Here is an 18,533-nt window from a genome sequence, read left to right as displayed (position 1 = left end):
TTGCCATCCGCAAGTAGCGAGAAGCAGTGGCACGGGGGCGTCGTGGCAGCGTCGGCGCCGGCGCGGGAAGTTCGCTAGTATGGTATGCAAAGCCATCGTTAAAGGACTGCCCATGACGCTGCCGAGTTTCGATATCCCCTGGTTCAAGCTGCTGATCGTCGTGGCGCTGATCGCATTCGTGTCCTTCGGCGGGATCGGCAAGATGCGCGGCCTGGCGGACGGTGAAGTCTCGTCCGGGCAAATCGCCGCCTTGGCGACGCAGGTAAAGCCGGGCGAGGTGGTGGTGTACACCATCAACGACTGCCTCTACTGCAAGCTGGCCAAGGAATGGCTGGACCAGCACAAGGTGGCCTATACCGAATGCAATATCAGCGTGGACAGCGCTTGCAGCGAGGCCTTCAACGGCTACGGCGCGCATGGCACGCCTTTCCTGGTCGTGCGCGGGCAACAGATGCACGAGGGTTTCCAGACCGGTGTGTTCCTGAAGCTGCTACGACAAACTTCATCGTGAGGACTAAATGCAGGCATTTTTGAACGCGTACTGTGCGCGCATAGGCTATACGGGTTCCCGTGCACCCACGCTGGCCACGCTGCGGGCGCTGCAGGAACTGCACCCGGCTTCGATACCGTTCGAGGCCTTGGACGTGCTGCTGCACCGGCCGGTCGAGCTCGCGCCCGAGGCCATCGACGCCAAGCTGATCCATGCGGGGCGCGGCGGTTACTGCTTCGAACAGAACAATCTGTTCAAGCGCGCGCTGCAGGCGCTGGGCTTCCGCGTGGAGGGGTTGATTGCCCAAGTGCGCTGGCAACTCGGCGAGGACGGGCTGACGCGTCCGCGCACGCACATGGTGCTGCGCGTGACCGTGGATGGCACGCCCTGGCTGGCCGATGTCGGTTTCGGCAGTGCCGTGCTGACCGCGCCGCTCCGTTTCGACCTGGCCACGCCGCAAGCGACGCCGCACGAACGTTTCCGCCTCACTCCCGTGGGCAACGAGCACCTGCTCGAACTTGAGATCGGCGGCGAATGGCAGCCGGTGTACCAGATCTCGCCGGCCTTGCAAACCGCCGGCGACTACGAGATGGCCAACTACTACACGGCGACCTATCCCGGCTCGCATTTCCGCCACAAGCTCATCGTCGCGCGCACCACGCCCAAGGCCCGCCACGCGCTGCTGCAGAACCGGCTGACGATACGCGGCGCCGACGGTTCCACCGAGCGCAGCTATCTGGATGCCGACACGATAGAACGCGCCTTGCGCGACATCTTCCGGTTGCCGGTCGATCCCACGTGGCGCCCGGTCATTGAAGCGGCCGCAGCCACGCAATGGGACGCGCCTTGACGGCGCGGCGGTGCAGGCCGGGGATTTTTCTAGCCGTCGCGGCGGCCCGGCGCGGCAGCTGCTTGCTGCCGATGATGTTCATCTCCGCGTTCCTGTCCGGCTGTGCCACTTGCGATCGGACTGGTTCGATGCCAGAGAGTGCGCGCGAAACGTTAGAAGTGCTCGCGGGACAGCACCGCGTGTGCAAGGTGGCGCTGGCTGTCATCAAGAACAGGCAGCTCGATTCGATTGATTCCGCGACTGGCTGCCGGCCAGCCTCGGCGCCGAGTCACGACAGTGTCTTTCAAGCGGCGTCGCTTAGCAAGCCGGTCTTTGCCTATGCGGTGCTGAAACTGGTAGCGCAGGGAAAACTGGAACTTGATGCGCCGGTAGTCGGGTATTTACCGCAAGGCTATCGGCACCAGTTCCATCCCTTGGCTGCGCAGCCTACCGATCTGGTGACCGATCCCAGACTTCAAGCGCTTACCGTCCGTATGGTGCTGAACCACACTTCAGGATTGCCAAACTGGGCTTCGGGGCCGCTGAAATTTGACTCGACGCCCGGCACGGCATGGTCCTATTCAGGGGAAGGATACGTGCTGCTGCAGCGGGCAGTGGAGGCGGTCACCGGCCAGACACTCGATCAATTCATGGCTGCACAGGTGTTCGCGCCATTGGCCATGAACCATAGCAGCTACGTTTGGAACGAAGGCATCGCACAGAAACTGCTGCCTGGGACCAAGGCAAATGGGGCGGCGAGGGTGACCATGGACTTGAAATCCCCGAACGCCGCTTTCTCCCTCTACACCACGGCGGCGGATTACGGGAGATTCCTCGTCGCGCTGCTGAACGACGACGATATGCTCAAACGGCTGACCGCATCGCCTGCCACGGTCGACCGCAGCCTGGGCCTGGACTGGGGACTGGGCTGGGGAATTGAGGGCAATCAGGACGATCGCTATATCTGGCAGTGGGGTAACAACACCGGCTACCGCGCCTTCGTCATCGCCTCGCTCCGAACGGGAGACGGCCTGGTGATGCTGACCAACAGTGAGAATGGCATGGAACTGGCAGAACCCATGACGCAGAAGATATTGCCGGGCGAGCATAAACTTTTCCAGTCTTCCCTGCTGGGCGTCGATATTCTTAATTTCTTCTGCAACACACTGCGTTTGTGCTTTTAGCTCCCGATTGTTTCACTCTGCCGGGAAGGCGCGCCGGAGACCGGGCTGCCGGATCAGGCCGCCCGGTCACTGACCATGGCAGGCCGCATTAAGGCTTGGGGAAGCGCAGGGAGAGGCGCGCTGTGTTGCGCCTTGCCGTCAGCGATGGTGCAGCGTCAGAGTTTGTAGTTGGCCTGCAGCGAAAACGCGCGCGGCGCCAGCGGCAGGTCGAACGGCAGGGACAGGCCGGGCGCCAAGGTCGGTTCGCGCGCGTCGGCGTTGAACAGGTTGCGCACGGCAGCCGAGAAGTTCCACTGGTTCTTGCCGCGCCTGGTAGACAGGGTCAGGTCCACGGTGTGGTAGTCGGCCACCGGTTTGCGCAGGTCGTTGGCGGTGCGCTGGCGCCCGGCCACCCAGTTCAGCTGTGGCGATACGGTGTAGCTGCCGCCGAATTGCCAGTCGGCGCGGCCGAACAGGTGATGGCGCGGCGCGTAGCCGGCATCTTTCTGGGTATTCTTGTCCACCGAGCGTTGCCACGCGTAGTTGCCCACCAGGCGCAATTCGCGGCTCAGGTTCCAGTTGCCTTCCAGTTCCATGCCGTGACCGGTCTGGTCGCCCTGGTTGGCGAAAGTGGAACCGGTCCCGGCGACGGCGTTCGGCACGAGCCGGATAATGTCGCTCATCTCGTAGCGGTACAGCGTCAGGTTCAGTTGCGCGTCGGCCTGCGCCTGCCAGGAGAATGCCGCCTCCAGCGTGCGGTCGGTTTCGGGTTTCAAGTCGGCGTTGCCGCGCGCGACGGGATTGGCCAAGCTGTACGCTTCGTTGAAGGACGGTGCGCGGAAGGCCCGGCCGTACAGCAGCTTGGCGGTCAGGTCGAAGGTGGCGTCCCAAACCAGCGCCATGCGGGGATTGGTGGTGCCGCCGAAGTCCGAATAGCGGTCGTGCCGCACGCCGGCGGTCAAGGTCCAGTCGGCCGCCATGCGCCATTCATCCTGCGCATACACGTAGTCGATACGGCGCAGATGCGGCCGTATGAAGGGATTGGACTGGCTGAAATCGGCCAGCGCCGGCAGCGGGATGGGCGTGCCGTTGGCGGCGTAGGTGAAGTTGCGCATCTCGCGCGTACGGTAGATGTTGAGCTCGTCATGGCCGGCGCCCAAGCGCACGTGGTGGCCTGCGAAACCGTTGTAATCGGCATAGCCGGTCAGGCGGGTGGCGCGCTCCCAGGTTTCTGGCGCACCGATCATGCCGTTTGGGAACAGCCCGGTCGGGAAGCGCGTGCCGGCCGGCAGCAGGATGTAGGGAGTCGGAATTTCCTGCGAGTAGAACTGGGTGCTGACGCTGGCGCCCAGGCCCCAGTCGCGCGTGAATTGCGGATCGGCCCAGGCCAGGCTGCCGGTGATGCGTTCGCTGCGGCCCTCGCCGACCGGGTCGAGCGCGGAAGCGATGCCGGCGCCGCTGCCGAGCTTGTCGCGCAGCTTATAGCCGAAGCGTGCGCGCCACTGTCCATAGCCCGCTTCGAGATTGGCGTCGATCGATTCGCTGTCCGTGTTCACGGAGCCGGGCGCGAGGCTGGCTTTGGTGCCTAGCAGGAAGTCGTTGCGGGATTGCGCGTCTGCGGCGAGGATGCTGCGCTGGCCGTCCGTGCTGCCGACGCGCAGGTAGGCGGCGATCTCGATAGGGCCGAGCTTGCCGCCATGCTGCATCCAGGCGTCGCGTGTCTGGAACGAGCCCAGGCGCGCACCCATTTCGGTACCCGCCGCCTCGGCCGGCCCCTTGGTGATGATATTGATGACGCCGGCAAAGGCGTCCGAGCCGTACAAGGCCGAGCCGGGGCCGCGTATTACCTCGATGCGGGAAATATGTTCGACCGGGAAGCTGCCCCAGATATTGCCCTTGTTGCCGATGTACAGGGTGGTGACCGGCACGCCGTTCTGCAGCACCAGCACTTGGGGGCCATACTGGCTGAACACGCCGCGTATGATGTACAGCGGCGTATAGCTGTTGGGGCTGCGTGAAATATGGATGCCGGCCACGGTTTCCAGCACGTGGTCGAGGTCCGTGGCGCCCATGGCGGCGATGTCTGCCGCGGTCACCACCGAGGCCACCGCCGGTGCGCGGCGCAAGGTCTGCATACTGCCGGTGGCGATGCTGACACTGTCGGCGTCGCCGTACACCATGCTCAGCTCGTCTTCTTCGCTATTTGGCCCGGCTTGCGCGTGGGCGTGCGATTGTGCGATCAGGGCGGGCAGGGCCATGGCCACGGCCAGCCAGATACGGGATGCGCGGGAAGACTTCAAAGTCCGATCTCCAGAATGTCAAATTTGAACCATTGTAGCGTGGCATTCCCGCGCCATGGGGCAAAACAGCAACAACTGTTGCAAGCATGCAGCTTGTAAGCGGCCCGTGCGGGGTTATGCAGGCGGCGCTGGCGACTTGGAACCATGCCACGGCCGCGGCGGCGCCCCCTTGTAATCGACCGCGCTGCAGGGCGTGGCGAACAGCACGCCCTCCGGCTTCTCGGCCGCCTCGGCCAAGCAGGGCGCCATGCCGGCGATGAACACGGGCACCCGCAACAACTGGTACTCGCGCACCGACAATCCCATGTCGGCGATGATGGCGGCATGCAGCGCGGTGTAGTTCATGCGCAATTGCGTATAGCGCGTCAGCAGCACCTGTTCGACCTGCCAGGCCAGCGCCAGGTGGGGACCATCGTGCAGGCCGAGCCGCTCGGCCAATTGCATGATCCAGGGCAGGCGCTCGTCGGTGGAGTTGATGGGACGCCCGTAGCCGTAGATCTTGCTGCGGGCCGTCTCGGCCCAGACCACGTCGGCCAGCACCTCGCCGGCCTGCACGCGGCGCAGCGCGTTTTGCAGGAAAGACATGGACAGCAGGGCCGCCTGACCACCGTAGACGGTGGCTTCCGAGACGGCCATGCCGGCCACCATGCCCAGGGTGGCGCTGCTGCGCGCGCTGCCTGCCAGGGCCGCGACCCGGTTGTTCCACAGGCGCGCGTCGGGATAGGCGGTATGGGTCCACAGGGCTTGCACCAGTTCGGCCTGCGCGGGCGTCAGGTGGCGGCCGGTGATGCCGTAAGCGTATAGCTGCACCCATTCCAGTTCGCGCAGTTCGCGGTGCAGGTCGTGGCCGCGGAACACCGCGTGGCTGCCAGGGAAGGCCGCGCCCACCTTGGTGTGCAGGCGGCCGGCGTGGTGTTGCAGCAGCGCGGGGCCGCGCAAGGGCGCTTCGGCCGCTGCGTTCATGGGGGCGCTCATGATGTCTCCTTGGCGGCGCCGGGCGCCGGCGGCGTGGCAGCCGGGTCAAGTTCAAGCTTGTAGAAGGGGAATTGTTTGAAGCCGCCGGCCTGCTGCTCCAGCGCATGCGCGGCCGCGCCGGGCAGGCGCAGCAGCAGATACAGCATCTCGCCTTCGTCGGGGCTGAATCCAAGGTCGCCAAACACGCAGGCCGCCACGCCGCACATGGCCAGCGGCAGGCCGATTGCGGCGTGCGCCTGTTCCAGGTTCGCTTGGAGCCACGCGGCGCGGGTGCCGGCGCCCAGCCGAGCGAAGGTGGCCAGCAACTGGCGCACATGCAAGGGGGTGGACACGCCATGCGGATCGAAGCCGGGAATGTGGCCGCGATCGGGCCACACATCGACCGGGTCGTTCGCGCTGGCAGCGTTGTAGTCGCGCCATGCGTCCAGGTCCGGGCCGCAGTGCAGCCACATGGTCATGGCGTCGTGTACTTCGCGCGCGCCGCCGGAGCGGCCGGCGCCCACCGCCAGCGCGGCCATCAGCGCGGCGGCGGCGGGCGATCCGCCGACGCCGCCGCACATGGCGGCATGTACCGAACTGTCGCGCGGGCCAGGATTGGCCAGTGCGACGGCGAGTGTTTCCAGGACGTCCAGCTCGGCGCCGGCCGGCAGTTCGCTGCGCAGCAGCAGCCAGAGCATCTCGACCCAGCGGGCCTGGCCGGCCATGCTGCCGTAGACGTCGTAGCCACGGCAATAAGCGGTGCGGGTGGCGAAGGGGTTGTCCGCTTCCGGCACCTCTTGCCAGATGGCGGTGTGGATCAGGTCTTTGGGCGAGGGGGCCGGCGCCTGGGCGGGAGTCTGGCATGGTGCGGAGCGGTTCATGGGACTTTCCTCATAGCAAGCTCATGCCGCCATCGATCACGATCTCTTCGCCCACCAGGTAGGATGAGTCGTCGCAGGCGAGGAATAGCGCGGCCTTGGCCACTTCATGGGCCGTGCCGAAGCGGCGGCTGGGCGACTTGTCGGCGATGGCCTGCTTCTTGGCGGCGGCCAGTTCAGGCGGCAGGCCGAGGCGGTCGAACATGGGCGTGGCGATCGGGCCGGGGCTGACGGCGTTGACGCGGATGCCGCGCCCCACCAGTTCCAGCGCCAGCGATTTGACCAGGGAGCGCAATCCGGCCTTGGCGGCGCCGTACACGCTGAAGTTCGGCGAGCCGAGCTGGTTGGTGATCGAGGTGGTGACGATGATGCTGCCGCCGTTATCTGCGAAGAGCGGCAGGGCCTTCTGGATGGTGAAGAACACGCCTTTCAGGTTGACGCCCATCTGCTCGTCGAAGGCCTCTTCGCTGGTCAGTTCGATCGGAGCCGGCCTGGCCACGCCGGCGTTGATGAATAACACGTCGAGGCGGCCGTAGCGGGCGCGCACCTGCGCCATCATGTCGTCGATGGCGTCGAGCCGGCCGGCATCGCTGCGGATCACCAGGGCCTTGCCGCCGAGGGCGTCGTTGGCCTGTTCCAGGGTTTGCGGATCGCGGCCGGTGACGGCCAGTTGCGCGCCCTGCGCCTGGAACAGCTGTGCGCTGGCCAGGCCAATGCCGCTGCTGCCGCCGGTGACGAGTACCACCTTGTCTTGTAGCTTGTGCACGGCGCCTCCTTATTGACCGTCGTCCATCAGCACGCGCAGGCGGCTGCCCATAGGCGGCACTTCGTCCGGATCGATGTAGACGTCCAGCAGCGTCGGGCCGGGGTAATTGCAGATGCCCTTGATGTCGAGCTCCTGCAGTTCCTTGACGGTGCGGATGGTGTGGCCGCGGCCGCCCAGGGCGCGCGACAGGGCGGCAAAATCGGTCGGCGGCAGTTCGTAGCCGATCTGCTCGGCGCCGGCCAGGCGCTGGCCGTGTTTGACCATGCCCAGCGCGCGGTCGTTGAGGATGACGAAGATCACGCACTGTTGCTCGGCCACGGCCACCGACAGTTCCTGCCCGCTCATCAGCATGCTGCCGTCGCCGGTGATGCACACCACCGGCGCCGACGGGTTGGCCGCCGCCGTGCCGATGGCCGCGCCGATGGCCCAGCCCATCGGCGCGAAGTGGCAGGTCAGGCGCAGCCAGCCGGCGGTGCTGCGGCGCTTGCCCAGGTCGCGCGAACGCTCGCCGGCGGCGCTGCGGCGCTCGCCCATGCGGCGGTCCTGCGGCTGAAGGTAATGCGCGGCCCAGGCCACGCTGTTGCCGGCGTCGGCCAGGAAGCGCGTGTTGTGCGGGAACAGTTCGCCCAATTCCTTCATCAGGCGCTGCGGCTTGACCGGCGTGGCATCGCTGAAATAGGAATGCGGCGCCTCCAGCATGTCCGAACTGCGCCAGGACTTGAAGGACAGTTCTCGCATGGCGCGGCGGTGCGCCATGGCCTGGGCGTCCTGCGGCTCCTGCTGCTGCAGGTGGGCGGCGAGGTGGTCGAAGACGACGCGCACGCTGCCGCGCACGTGCAGGCGGGCCATCGGTGTGCGCGCCAGGTGCTCCTCGGATTCGTCTATGTGCACCAGGCGGTTGTTCAGCAGGCTGTCGCACCAGCCGCCGGTATTCCATTCGCCCATGCTGCTGCCCGCTGCCAGCACCAGGTCGACCGACGGGTCGCGCAGCGCCGCCTCGGCGGTGGCATGGCCGCCGAAGCCGAACACACCGCGGTACAGCGGATGCTGGGGGCTGACCAGCCCCTTGGCGTCGGGCGTGGTGACGAAGGTGGCGCCCTTCAATGCGGCGAACTGCAGGATGGAATGGATGGAGTCGCCGCAGTCGGCGCCGACCATCAGCACCACGTTGCGTGCGCGCGACAGCAGTTCGCGCAGGCGCGCCAGACCGCCCTCGTCGAGCAGCGCGGACGGTTGCAGCAGGCTGGTCATGTCGTAACTCGGCGCGCGCACATTGCTCGGCGCGCGGAAGACGTCCACCGGCACGCTCAGGTGCACCGGGCCGGCCGGCGTGCGAGAAGCGTGCTGTAGTGCGGTAATGAGTTTCCATTCCAGTTGCTGCGGATGGGAGACCAGCGAGTTATAGCGGGTGCAGTGGCGGAACATGCCGAGCACGTCGATGCCGGTGCAGGACGATTCCTGCAGCGTGTGCTTGCCGAACGAGGGCAGCGCAGGCTGGCCGGTGATGACCAGCATCGGCACGCCATTGCCGTAGGCAGTGGCGACGGCGGTCAGCATATTGGTGGCGCCCGGGCCGGAAGTGGCCACGCAGACGCCGATCTTGCCCGTTTCGCGCGCATAGCCGTCGGCCATGAAGGCTGCGCCGGCTTCGTGGCGGGCTACGATGTGGTTCAGGTTGCCACCCTTGCGCAAGTTGCGCGCGATGGCGTCGTACAGCGGCTCGATGGCGCCGCCGGGAACCCCGAACACGTAGTCGACGCCCATTTGCTCCAGGTAGGCGACCAGCAAGTCGGCCATGTCCATGGCGGAAGGGGTGGTTGGCGCGGCGGCCGATGCGCTTGCAGTGGTTGCGGGACGTAACATCTCCTGCCGTTCAAACTCGACATCGTCAAACATAAGGCTCCTCAATATGGGCGAATCGGCTATCCGATCAGCCGATATTTTCTAGCAATATAGCAACTTTGTATGTTTTAAATCAACAAATGTTGCAGTGCGAGATAATAGCTTAAATTTGTGGCAAGTGGTGACATTTGGAGAGATTTAGTGAAAATATTCTATTAAAGCTTTCATAACGTAAGTTTCCGTATGGTTATAAACGACACGCACGCCTTGCTGTTCACGTTGCTATCAAAATGCAAGTAACAGGCGTGGTGCGGGGCGCTTTCCTGCCGGTTTCCATGCACCGGGCGGCGGATTCCGCATAGTCGAGCGCCGTTTGCGCCGCGCACGCTACAATGGGCTCATGGATATCGGCGAACGGTTCAACACCGCAACACACTTGGGCGGCGCGCTGCTGGCGGCCATCGGCTCCCTCTACCTGCTCTCGCAGCAGTGGGGCGGGACCTGGCAGGGGCTGGCCAGCGTGGCGGTCTACGGCGGCACGCTGATGCTGCTGTACGCCTGTTCCACGCTCTACCACGGCAGCAGCGGGCCGATCAAGGAGCGCTTCCGCAAGTTCGACCACTACGCGATCTATCTGTTGATCGCGGGCACCTACACGCCGTTCTGCGCGCTCGCTTTGAACAGTTCAACGGGGTGGCTGCTGCTGGCGGTAGTGTGGGGCCTGGCGCTGGCGGGCATCGCGCAGGAAGTGCTGCAGAAAGGGAACCGCTGGCTGTCGGTGGCGATCTACCTGGCGATGGGATGGGCTGCCATCCTTCTGCTGTCGCCGCTGCGCGCGTCGCTGGGCGACACAGGCTTCGGCCTGGTGGCGGGCGGCGGCCTGGTGTACACGGTGGGCATCGTGTTCTATATCATCGACACACGCATGCGCCACGCGCACGGCATCTGGCACCTGTTCGTGGTGCTGGGCAGTGCGCTGCACTACGCGGCGATTGCGCTGTATGTGCTGCCGGCGGCGACAGCGTAGGGCGGGTTGGGCGAATGCCGTAAGCCGCCAAGCGCCGCAGCGGCTCATGGCGGGTTACGCCTGACGGCTAACCAGCCCTACGTGCGCACGGTCTGTTCGTGCTGGCGGATCAGCGCGGCGAACTGCTCGGCGGGGATGGCGGGGCTCAGATGGTAGCCCTGCATCAGGTCGCAGTGCCGGCCGCGCAGGAAGTTCAGCTGCGCCTCGGTCTCCACGCCTTCGGCCACCACTTCCAGGCGCAGGCTGTGCGCCAGCGCGATGATGGCGGTGACGATGGCCACGTCGTCGGCGTCCATCGGCACGTCGCGCACGAAGGAGCGGTCGATCTTGATGATGTCGACCGGGAAGCGCTTCAGGTAGGACAGCGAGGAGTAGCCGGTGCCGAAGTCGTCGATCGACAGGCGCACGCCCAGGCTGCGCAGGCGGTGCAGCGCTTTCAGCGTGTCCTGCGCGTTTTCCATCAGCGTGCTCTCGGTGATCTCGAGTTCGAGCAGGTGCGGCGGCAGGCCGGTGTCGGCCAGCACGGCTTCCACCGTGGCGGCGAATTCCTTCTGCAGCAGCTGGCGCACCGACAGGTTGACCGCCACGCGCAGCGGCGGCAAGCCTTGCTGTATCCAGCTGCGCAACTGGGCGCAGGCGGTGCGCAGCACCCAGTCGCCGAGCGGATTGATCAGGCCGGTCTCCTCGGCCAGCGGGATGAACTCCACCGGCGAGACCATGCCGCGCGTCGGATGGCGCCAACGCACCAGCGCTTCCATGGCGATGATCTGCCCGTCCTCCAGCCTGGCCTGCGGCTGGTAATACACTTCCAGCTGCTCCTGCTCCAGCGCGCGCCGCAAATCGCTTTCCAGGCGCACGTGCTCGGAGATCGACTGCTCCATCGACGCTTCGTAGAACTGGAAGCCGGTGTTGGTTTTCTTGGCGCGGTACATGGCGCTGTCGGCGTGCTTGACCAGCGTGGCGACGTCGGTGCCGTCGTGCGGGTACATGGCGATGCCGACGCTGCTGGTGACGAAGATGTCGTGGCCGTCGATCTGGAACGGCGCGGCCAGCACGCGGCAAATGTTGTGCGCGGCGGTGGCCGCGGCCGCCGGACCGTCGAGATCGCCCAGCACCACGGTGAATTCGTCGCCGCCCAGGCGCGCGACGGTGTCGACATTGCGCACGCTGTGGCGCACGCGCTGCGCCACGGCCACCAGCAGGCGGTCGCCGACGTCGTGGCCCAGGTTGTCGTTGACGTACTTGAAGCGGTCCAGGTCCATGAACAGCACGCCGAGCAGGTTGCCGTCGGCGCCGGCCTGCTGGATGCCTTGCGCCAGCAGCTCGAAGAACAGCGTGCGGTTCGGCAGGCCGGTCAGCAGATCGTTATAAGCCAGGTGGCGGATGCGCTTCTCGGCGCGGTTGGCCTCGATGATGCGCCGCACGCGCTGCGACAGCACCGCGTAGTGGATCGGTTTCGGGATGTAGTCGCTGGCGCCGGCCGCGAAGGCGCGCTCGACCGAGGAGTTGTCCTGCAGCGCGGTGATCATCAGCACCGGGATCGAGCTGCCGCCCGGCATTTCCTGCAGGCGGGCGCAGGCGGTGAAGCCGTCCATCACCGGCATCACCGCGTCCATCAGGATCACGTCGGGCTGGAAGCGTTTCAGCATGGCCAGCGCCTGCACGCCGTCGGACGCCTCTTCGACCTGGAAGCCGTCGCGCTGCAAGGTGTAGCGCAGCGTGCTGCGGGTGCTGCGGTCGTCGTCGACCACCAGCACCGAGGCCAGTTCCTCTTGCGGGATATGGGTTTCCTGGCCGTCCTCGTTCATTTCCGCGCTGAGGAAGCCGGCCACGGTGCCGTACATGGCGCGCAGTGTCGGCAGCAGCGGCGCGATGTGGCCCAGACGGCGCTCGATCGCCAGTTCTTCGATCTGTTGGGCCAGGCGCGCCAGTTCGTTGGCGCCCAGGTTGCCGGACGAGCCCTTCAGCGCATGGGCGCGGGCGCGCGCGGTGTCGATGTCGCCGCTGTGCACAGCCTGCTCCAGCTCGTTCAAGTAGACCGGTGAATCTTCCAGGTAGGGCGAGACGGCGTGCGCCAGGGCGGAACCGAGGATCTCGCGCAGCTTGCCGAATACTTCCATGTCGATCGGCGGCGCTTCCAGCGTGTCGGCCGGCGGCGCGCTCGAGCCCGACAGGCCCGACGCGCCCGGGTTTCCGGACTGGGCCTGCGCGCCCGGCGCGCGTTCGCCGTAGGCCTCGCCGCCGTGCGGCAGCCATTTCTGCAGTTTGTGGCGCAGCTCGACCAGCGTGATCGGCTTGGCCAGGTAGTCGTCCATGCCGGCCGCCATGCACTTCTCGGCGTCGCCGCGCTGGGTGTTGGCGGTCATCGCCACCAGCGGCGTGCGCAGGCCGGCGGCTTCTTCCGCCACGCGGATGTGGGCGGTCGCTTCGTAGCCGTCCATCTCCGGCATGCTGCAATCCATCAGGATCAGGTCGAAGCGCGAGCGCTTCGCGGCCTCCACGGCTTCGCGGCCGTTGGCGGCGAATTCGCAGACGCAGTTGTTCATGGCCAGCATGCCCGCGGCGACCATCTGGTTGGTGCGGTTGTCTTCGGCCACGAGCACGCGGAACTGGCGCGCGGGCAGGGAGCCGCCTTGTTGCGGATGCTGCGGTTCGCTGTCCACGTGGCCGGCCAGCAGTTCGTGCAGGGCGTTGAGCAGGCGCGCCTGGCGCAGCGGCTTGGCCAGCACGGGATGGCTGCCGGCAGCGGCGTGGCTGCCCGCCGTGCCGCCGGCGTGGACGGTGCCGCCGTGGCGGTCCAGCAGCAGCAGGTGCGGCGCGAGGCCGGCAGCGGCGATGCGTTCGGCGACGTCGGCGCCCTGGTCGTCGGTGGCGCCGAGGTTCATGATGACCACGTGGTAGGGCTGGCCCGCTTCGGCGGCCTGCTTCAGCTCCACCATGGCTTCACGCCCGCAGCTGCTCAGGTAGCAGGCCATGTTCTGCTGCACCAGCGCATGCTTGAGGAAGGTGCGCACCGTTTCGCTCTCGTCGATGGCGAGCACGCGCACATTGGCCAGCGCGGGATCGGCTTCGAAACTGAGCTGGGTGAGCGCCGGCCGGCAGCACACCGTCACCAGGAAAGTGGTGCCGCTGCCCGGCGTGCTGCTCACGCTGATCTCGCCGCCCATCAGGCCCACCAGTTGCTTGCAGATGGCCAGGCCCAGGCCGGTGCCGCCGTAGCGGCGGGTGGTGGACGGGTCGGGCTGGACATAGGATTCGAACAGGTGCTGCTGCACCTCGCGGCTCATGCCTATGCCGCTGTCGCGCACTTCGAAACTGAGGCCGAAATCCACCCCGGCATGCACCGACACGCGCAGCGACACTTCGCCTTGTTCGGTGAACTTGACGGCGTTGCCCAGCAGGTTGATCAGAATCTGGCGCAGGCGCAGCGCGTCGCCGGTGATGCGCTCGGGGACGCCGGGCGCCAGCGCATACGCCACTTCCACGCCTTTTTGCTGGGCCGGCCGGGCCACCAGCTCGATCACTTCCTCCAGCAGCTTGCGCAGGTCGAAGTCTGTCTCTTCCAGACTGAGCTTGCCGGCGTCCATCTTGGAGAAGTCGAGCACATTGTTAATCAGGTCGATCAGCGTGCGCGAGGAGTTCCATGCCACGTCCACGCATTCCTGCTGGCGTTGCGTCAGGCGCATTTCCTTCAGCATGTCGAGCATGCCGACCACGCCGTTCAGCGGCGTGCGCACCTCGTGGCTGACAGTGGCGGCGAATTGCGCCTTCATCTCGGCCATGTTGACGGCGGCGTCGCGCGATTCCTTCAGTTCGGCCTCGCGCTGTTCCAGCACGTTCATCATTTTGTTGAAGGCCAGCGCCATTTCGATCAGGTCGCGCGGACCGGCCGGCGCGGCGCGCATGCCCGACTCGCCCGCCTCGGCGCGGCGCATCAGGTTCGACAGCGCGTTGAGGGGATTGATCATGTGGCGCGTCAGCAGGCGCACCAGGCCAAGCAGGATCACGGCGAAGGACAGCGTCAGCGCCATGTTGCCGACCAGCAGAGACCAGGTGAGGCGGTTCAGCGTGTCCTTGCCGACCTGGACGTGGACGTAGCCGAGCAGCTGCGGCTTCTGCTCCTGCATATCGAACGGCGAGGCCTCGGTCTGGCCGCCGAACACCGGCGCGCCGAACAGCCAGGCATCCGAGTTTTCTCCCATCAGGCTGGCGTGAGCGGGGCTGGCCTGCGCCGCGCTCATGTCAGACAGCTTGGCGCTGAGCGGACCTTGCGAGAGCAGCGGCTTGTGTTTGGCGTCGCTGATCTGCAGGCCCACCACGTCCGGGAAGGCCAGCGTGGTGCTGACCACGTCGCGCGCGTTCTCGGCGGAGTGGAACAGCAGCGCCAGCGTGCTTTGGCGCGCCAGGTTGTCGGCGATGCGCTGGCCCTGCTCGGTGAAATGGTCGCGCATGCGGCCGCGCGCTTCCCATGAGTTCATGAGCGACGAGAATAGCGCAAGTCCCAGGATGGCGGCGGAGACGATGACAGTCAGCTGGCGGCGAAAACCGGTACGGCGCAAATAGTTATGAAACATAATCTACCGTGTTAAGGCTGCGGGAATACGAAGTCGAAGCTGCGCTGCTGCTGGTGGCCCAGGTTCAGGCCCATATGGCTGGCGGTGCGCAGATTAATGGCGGTTTGCAGTTCGCGCAGCGGTGTCAGGCTGCGGCGTTTGTTCTCGCCGGCGATCACGCTCAGCGCCGAACTGGCCAGCGTGCGGCCCAGTTCCACATTGTTGGGGGCCATGGCGAACAGCGCGCCTTTCTTCACGTGCAGCATGTTCGACGAGAACACCGGCACGCCGCTGTTCCAGGATTCCCGCAGCACCAGCGGCAGGATGGTGCTTTCCTCGACGGTGGTGCTGTCGTGCGGCAGCCAGAGCGCGTCGCGCCGGCTGTCGGCGGCGCCGATCACTTGCGGATAGAGTTGCGCGGCCCTGGACAGGTCGGTGGCCACGTGGGACACCAGTTCCAGGCCTTGGGCGCGCGCGGCGTCGCGCGCCAGCTTGATCAGCCAGTCGCTTTTCTGCGGGTCGTAGACAACCACAACGCGGCGCAGTTCGGGCAGCAGCGCGCGCAGGCGGGCGAACAGCAAGGCAGGATCGGGCGTGAGGCTGATGCCGGCCACGTTGTCGGTATCGGTCAGCAGCAGCACGCCGCCCACCAGCACGGTGATTTCGCGGTCCAGGCCAGCGGTGGCATTCAAGCCCTGGCGGCCGAGCGCGATGACGACCTTGGTGCCGTTTTGCTTGAGCGCGGCATTCAGCTCGGCCGTATCGACCTTGGGATCGACCGGGTAGCTGCGCACGCGCAGCCGCGTGCGTTCCTCGATGCCCTGGATCATGCTGGTGAACGCGGAACGGGACTGGCCGTCCACGTTCGGATACAGCACCGCGATGGTGCCTTTGCCGATGGAGGCCTGGACATCGGGACGGCGCAGATGGTCTTCCAGCTGGGCCAGGGTGATGGGGCGCACATAGGCCGGTGCGGCAATCGAAGCGCTGCCCGAATTGCCGGATTCGATGCGCGCCATCAGCTCGCCAACGCTGGAACGGGCGGACGCGCCGGCGCCGGGCAGTTCGATGTAGTTGTCGGCGTCGCCCTGGTCGGCGGCCACCGCGGCCGGAACCCAAGCCATCCCCAGTGCCATTAGCAGTACCGTGCCCGCGCGCAGGCGGCGGCCGGCCTTCATTGTCGTTTTAATCATTATGCTGTCCGGTGCTGCCCCAGGCCGACTACGTCATCCAGCTAGTGCCGCGCAGGGGCCAGAATACTGCCGGTAGTATACGCTAAGTACTTGGTGTATTAGAAAGAAATTTAATTTCTTTGGGAAACAATTAACAACTTTGTAAGGCGTTGAGGCGAAGGCAAGGCAATCAGGGCTCGGGGAAGATGGAATCGAAAGTTCGCTGTTGTCCAGCGGCAACGGTGAGCCCGAAGTGGCCTGCGGAACGCCAGTTGAAAGCGATGCGCACCGCGCGCAGCGGGGTGATGCCCGGACGGGGATTTTCGCCGTTCAGCACCCCCAGGGCCAAGGTGGCGAGATCGCGGCCCAGCTCGAAATTGTTGGGATAAAGGGCGAACAGCGCGCCTTTCTTCACGTGCAGGATGCTGCTCGAGAAGATGGGCACGTTGCGGTTCCAGGATTCCTTGAGCACCAGCGGCACGATGGTGGACTCGTCCACCGTTACCGGGTCGGGCGGCAGCCAGAGCGCGTCGTGGCGGCCGTCGGCCGAGGCGAACGCGCTTTCATAGCGGCGCGCGGCCGTGGCCAGGTCGGGCGCTTCCAGCGCCACCAGTTCCAGGCCGTTGGCACGGGCCGCCTCCCGCGCCAGCTTGATCATGTGCTGGCTGACCTGCGGGCTGTAGACGACGATGACGCGCTTCACCGCCGGCATCATGCTTTTCAGGTTGGCGAACAGCAGGGCAGGGTCGGGCACCAGGCTGATGCCGCGCAGGCGTTCGCTGTCCGGTACCGAGCTGACCCCGCCGATCACCACCCCGGTCGAGCTGTCGAAGGCGTTTGCTGCCTGCAGCCCCTGGCGGCCCAGCGCGATGACCACTTTGCCGCCGTTGCGCTTCAATGTGGCTTGCAGTTCGGCGAAGTCGGCATTGGCGGCCACCGGATAGCCGCGCACGCGCAGCTTGGTGTGCTCCTCGATGCCTTCCAGGATTTCGGTGAAGATCTTGCGGTGGGGCTGGCCGATGTCGGGGAAGATCACGGCGATCGCGTCGGGACTGGTGGCCGCCAGGATAGGCACGCAATGCAGCGCGGCGCACAGTGCCGGCAGCAATACAATCAGGTTTCGGCGGTGGCGTGAGTCCAAGTCTGGCAAGTCGTGTGATGGCCGAAAGGCGTGCTTCTCGAATATAGCAGCTAGTATTTGCAAGTAGGAAACAGTTTAACTGGCTGGGCGGGAGTTTCGCACAAAAATGTAACACGGGCAGGGTAGCTGCTCCCAGGCATGTTGTGTATTTACTTATGTTGATACATCACCATTTGCAGCCTGAGTCCTTCTTGTCGGTCAGTATCATGGCAGGAATGATGATCAGCGCCAGGATGCCCGTGCCTGCGGCGGCCGTTTTACAGTCTGCGCGCGCGGTGCGGGCGACGGCGGTGCCGAGGGGGGTGTCGCTGGGCATGCCGTAAAGCGGTTTGTCGTAAATTTGCGCCACGGGCGGGTCGTCCTTCGTGGATTTGGCGGTGGCCAGCTTGCGCGCCGACTTCATGGCGGCGTTGACGTCGAATTTGCCTTTGACGGACGCGGATGGGGACGCGAACGGGTCCGGTTGGATATCGACGGGCTTTTGCGCGATGTTCACCGCTTCGGTGGAAGGCGCGGCGGCGGGGGCTTCCCGGGTAGCGGGCGGCTGCGGCGGCGTGATGGCCATGTCAGTTGGGGGTGGTTTCCTCATCCGCCGGGGCAGGATGGTCGCGTCTGGCGGGATGAGCGCTGGCGGCGGCACGGGCGCTGCCAGCGGTTTCGGCATCAGCCACACCATCATGCGGCGAGCATCCGGCAGCGGCTCCTTATGAGTCGGCGCGTTGAGGGTGAATAGCAGGCCGGCATGCAGCAGCAAGGAAACGGCCGCACCGGCTAGCAACTTCCGATCTCTTTTCATGGACGCGATGTGAAATGACGGGATCCATATTTTACCATTATGGCAACGCAGTCCAGGAATGACTTGCTGAAAGCAGGCAGGACTGAACTGTGACAATTCGCGCATTTTTCTAGACGGCAAGATGCTATGCTCAGCGCAGCCGATCACGAGCTGTCATTCCCGCGAAAGCGGGAATCCATGCTGAGTCCGGACAAATTCGACGCTCGCTCGGTACAGCGAGAAGATCCGCACGGAAGGCATTGAACAATGACCGCAGACGTTTTAGAAGTACTGGTTGGCGAAGTTGAGATAAGTACCGCCCTTGGAATAGTTTACAGTTCGGTGGATATGGTTAATATTTTAATAAAACATCAAGTTAGACACGTGAGACTGTGCCTGCGCTCCGGAGCTGGGTACGAAGCTACAGGGAAACTTATCTTTGGACTTTCGCGGGCAGGAATAGAGATTGAATCTGTCGAACGGACAAGTGAGAAATGATGGGGCATCTGCCGGGGCAAGGGCAATTGTTGCACACTACGATGACGGGAGGTGGGATGATGGAATTTCGTGCAACTGGGCGCGGAAAGCGGTTTATTCAATCCATATCATCGCCGCAATGATTCTTCACGGCCAAAAGCAGATA

The 18,533-nt window shown here is 65.2% G+C and carries 13 protein-coding genes; 4 read left to right on the top strand and 9 right to left on the bottom strand.

All coding sequences use genetic code 11. The features are described from left to right. Nucleotides 1-112 precede the first annotated feature (112 nt). From ACSQ8Y_RS09545 to ACSQ8Y_RS09535, 3 genes are all read left to right on the top strand, one after another. Nucleotides 113-511, top strand: a complete 399-nt coding sequence (locus ACSQ8Y_RS09545) for a glutaredoxin family protein (RefSeq protein WP_436266212.1) — start codon at nucleotides 113-115, stop codon at nucleotides 509-511. Between the two features lie 7 nt (nucleotides 512-518). Next, complete coding sequence (locus tag ACSQ8Y_RS09540; RefSeq protein ID WP_436266211.1) at nucleotides 519-1,340, top strand: arylamine N-acetyltransferase family protein; 822 nt, start codon at nucleotides 519-521, stop codon at nucleotides 1,338-1,340. A gap of 71 nt (nucleotides 1,341-1,411) precedes the next feature. Next, complete coding sequence (locus ACSQ8Y_RS09535) at nucleotides 1,412-2,503, top strand: serine hydrolase domain-containing protein (protein WP_436269794.1); 1,092 nt, start codon at nucleotides 1,412-1,414, stop codon at nucleotides 2,501-2,503. A 155-nt stretch (nucleotides 2,504-2,658) separates the two neighbouring features. On the opposite strand, the gene ACSQ8Y_RS09530 is transcribed toward ACSQ8Y_RS09535, so the two are convergent. The 5 genes from ACSQ8Y_RS09530 to ACSQ8Y_RS09510 all read right to left on the bottom strand — a co-directional run bounded on the left by ACSQ8Y_RS09530 (nucleotide 2,659) and on the right by ACSQ8Y_RS09510 (nucleotide 9,276). Then, nucleotides 2,659-4,782, bottom strand: a complete 2,124-nt coding sequence (locus ACSQ8Y_RS09530; RefSeq protein WP_436266210.1) for a TonB-dependent receptor plug domain-containing protein — start codon at nucleotides 4,780-4,782, stop codon at nucleotides 2,659-2,661. Nucleotides 4,783-4,896: 114 nt separating this feature from the next. Next, nucleotides 4,897-5,757 carry a citrate/2-methylcitrate synthase gene (locus ACSQ8Y_RS09525; RefSeq protein ID WP_436266209.1) on the bottom strand — a complete coding sequence of 287 codons (861 nt, stop codon included), beginning with the start codon at nucleotides 5,755-5,757 and terminating at the stop codon, nucleotides 4,897-4,899. After that, nucleotides 5,754-6,617: a citryl-CoA lyase gene (locus ACSQ8Y_RS09520; protein WP_436266208.1), complete on the bottom strand. Its 864-nt coding sequence runs from the start codon at nucleotides 6,615-6,617 to the stop codon at nucleotides 5,754-5,756. The genes ACSQ8Y_RS09525 and ACSQ8Y_RS09520 overlap by 4 nt, the downstream gene beginning before the upstream one ends. A gap of 10 nt (nucleotides 6,618-6,627) precedes the next feature. After that, nucleotides 6,628-7,380, bottom strand: a complete 753-nt coding sequence (locus tag ACSQ8Y_RS09515) for an SDR family oxidoreductase (protein WP_436266206.1) — start codon at nucleotides 7,378-7,380, stop codon at nucleotides 6,628-6,630. A gap of 9 nt (nucleotides 7,381-7,389) precedes the next feature. Beyond that, the gene (locus tag ACSQ8Y_RS09510; protein ID WP_436266205.1) at nucleotides 7,390-9,276 is read right to left on the bottom strand and encodes a thiamine pyrophosphate-binding protein; all 1,887 of its coding nucleotides are present in this window, start codon (nucleotides 9,274-9,276) and stop codon (nucleotides 7,390-7,392) included. Between the two features lie 346 nt (nucleotides 9,277-9,622). Between ACSQ8Y_RS09510 and trhA the strand changes: the two genes are divergently transcribed. Further along, a complete protein-coding gene (gene trhA / locus ACSQ8Y_RS09505; RefSeq protein ID WP_436266204.1) occupies nucleotides 9,623-10,249 on the top strand; it encodes a PAQR family membrane homeostasis protein TrhA in 627 nt (208 codons plus the stop codon). A gap of 77 nt (nucleotides 10,250-10,326) precedes the next feature. On the opposite strand, the gene ACSQ8Y_RS09500 is transcribed toward trhA, so the two are convergent. The 4 genes from ACSQ8Y_RS09500 to ACSQ8Y_RS09485 form a co-directional block, all read right to left on the bottom strand. Further along, nucleotides 10,327-14,823: an EAL domain-containing protein gene (locus ACSQ8Y_RS09500; RefSeq protein WP_436266203.1), complete on the bottom strand. Its 4,497-nt coding sequence runs from the start codon at nucleotides 14,821-14,823 to the stop codon at nucleotides 10,327-10,329. Between the two features lie 11 nt (nucleotides 14,824-14,834). After that, entirely contained in the window at nucleotides 14,835-15,995 is a 1,161-nt protein-coding gene (locus ACSQ8Y_RS09495) for an ABC transporter substrate-binding protein (RefSeq protein ID WP_436266202.1), read from the bottom strand. A gap of 169 nt (nucleotides 15,996-16,164) precedes the next feature. Then, the gene (locus tag ACSQ8Y_RS09490) at nucleotides 16,165-17,082 is read right to left on the bottom strand and encodes an ABC transporter substrate-binding protein (RefSeq protein ID WP_436266201.1); all 918 of its coding nucleotides are present in this window, start codon (nucleotides 17,080-17,082) and stop codon (nucleotides 16,165-16,167) included. Between the two features lie 199 nt (nucleotides 17,083-17,281). Next, nucleotides 17,282-18,016 (bottom strand): hypothetical protein, encoded by a 735-nt coding sequence (locus tag ACSQ8Y_RS09485; RefSeq protein ID WP_436266200.1) that lies wholly within the window; start codon nucleotides 18,014-18,016, stop codon nucleotides 17,282-17,284. Nucleotides 18,017-18,533 lie beyond the last annotated feature (517 nt).

The sequence above is a fragment of the Pseudoduganella sp. LjRoot289 genome (assembly GCF_964252925.1).
Lineage (GTDB): Bacteria > Pseudomonadota > Gammaproteobacteria > Burkholderiales > Burkholderiaceae_D > Rugamonas.
This window is presented reverse-complemented; position numbering and strand designations above follow the sequence as displayed.

What these genes read in the sequence shown, in the direction of transcription:
- ACSQ8Y_RS09545 (WP_436266212.1), top strand. Translation starts at nt 113, where the DNA reads ATGACGCTGCCGAGTTTCGATATCCCCTGGTTCAAGCTGCTGATCGTC.
- ACSQ8Y_RS09520 (WP_436266208.1), bottom strand. Translation starts at nt 6,617, where the DNA reads ATGAACCGCTCCGCACCATGCCAGACTCCCGCCCAGGCGCCGGCCCCC.
- ACSQ8Y_RS09540 (WP_436266211.1), top strand. Translation starts at nt 519, where the DNA reads ATGCAGGCATTTTTGAACGCGTACTGTGCGCGCATAGGCTATACGGGT.
- ACSQ8Y_RS09510 (WP_436266205.1), bottom strand. Translation starts at nt 9,276, where the DNA reads ATGTTTGACGATGTCGAGTTTGAACGGCAGGAGATGTTACGTCCCGCA.
- ACSQ8Y_RS09500 (WP_436266203.1), bottom strand. Translation starts at nt 14,823, where the DNA reads ATGTTTCATAACTATTTGCGCCGTACCGGTTTTCGCCGCCAGCTGACT.
- ACSQ8Y_RS09535 (WP_436269794.1), top strand. Translation starts at nt 1,412, where the DNA reads ATGATGTTCATCTCCGCGTTCCTGTCCGGCTGTGCCACTTGCGATCGG.
- ACSQ8Y_RS09495 (WP_436266202.1), bottom strand. Translation starts at nt 15,995, where the DNA reads ATGATTAAAACGACAATGAAGGCCGGCCGCCGCCTGCGCGCGGGCACG.
- ACSQ8Y_RS09525 (WP_436266209.1), bottom strand. Translation starts at nt 5,757, where the DNA reads ATGAGCGCCCCCATGAACGCAGCGGCCGAAGCGCCCTTGCGCGGCCCC.
- trhA (WP_436266204.1), top strand. Translation starts at nt 9,623, where the DNA reads ATGGATATCGGCGAACGGTTCAACACCGCAACACACTTGGGCGGCGCG.
- ACSQ8Y_RS09485 (WP_436266200.1), bottom strand. Translation starts at nt 18,016, where the DNA reads ATGCGCGAATTGTCACAGTTCAGTCCTGCCTGCTTTCAGCAAGTCATT.